Origin of the sequence: Winogradskyella sp. ECml5-4, assembly GCF_036903175.1 — a bacterium.
Classification (GTDB): domain Bacteria; phylum Bacteroidota; class Bacteroidia; order Flavobacteriales; family Flavobacteriaceae; genus Winogradskyella; species Winogradskyella damuponensis.
Window position 1 is genome coordinate 1 of sequence record NZ_JAYJLF010000057.1, and the last position, 1,211, is coordinate 1,211.

General features: G+C 39.2%; 1 pseudogene. It reads left to right on the forward strand.

The annotated features are described in order from the left end of the window. A pseudogene (locus VDP25_RS17580) lies at window positions 1–1,211 on the forward strand (hypothetical protein); the annotation flags it as partial.

Genomic DNA, 1,211 nt, shown 5'->3' on the forward strand with positions numbered 1-1,211 from the left:
ACGGAACACTTAATTTATGTGATTCAACAAATACGGTTAATTTATTTGATAGTCTTTCTGGCACACCTGAAACTGGTGGTACTTGGTCCCCTGCACTAACTAGCGGAACTGGAATATTTGACCCTAACACAGATCCTGAAGGTGTTTATACATATACTTTAAACAATTCATGTGGAACTAATTCTGCAACTGTCACTGTTTCTTTATCTGATGTAAATGATGCTGGAACTGATGGCACTTTAGAACTTTGTAATACAGATACTGCCGTAGACTTATTTGACAGTTTAGGTGGTACACCTGATATTGGTGGTACTTGGTCCCCTGCACTTGCTAGTGGAACAGGAATGTTTGACCCAATGGTTGATACTGCTGACACCTATACCTATACTGTTTCTAGCGGAACAGTTACTTGTCCTGATGCTACGGCAACAGTTACTGTTTCTATTTTACAAGCACCTAATGCAGGAAATGACGGAACACTTAATTTATGTGATTCAACAAATACGGTTAATTTATTTGATAGTCTTTCTGGCACACCTGAAACTGGTGGTACTTGGTCCCCTGCACTAACCAGCGGAACAGGAATATTTGACCCTAACACAGATCCTGAAGGTGTTTATACATATACTTTAAACAATTCATGTGGAACTAATTCTGCAACTGTCACTGTTTCTTTATCTGATGTAAATGATGCTGGAACTGATGGCACTTTAGAACTTTGTAATACAGATACTGCCGTAAACTTATTTGACAGTTTAGATGGTACGCCTGATATTGGTGGTACTTGGTCCCCTGCACTTGCTAGTGGAACAGGAATGTTTGACCCAATGGTTGATGCTGCTGACACCTATACCTATACTGTTTCTAGCGGAACAGTTACTTGTCCTGATGCTACGGCAACAGTTACTGTTTCTATTTTACAAGCACCTAATGCAGGAAATGACGGAACACTTAATTTATGTGATTCAACAAATACGGTTAATTTATTTGATAGTCTTTCTGGCACACCTGAAACTGGTGGTACTTGGTCACCTGCACTAACCAGCGGAACAGGAATATTTGACCCTAACACAGATCCTGAAGGTGTTTATACATATACTTTAAACAATTCATGTGGAACTAATTCTGCAACTGTCACTGTTTCTTTATCTGATGTAAATGATGCTGGAACTGATGGCACTTTAGAACTTTGTAATACAGATACTGCCGTA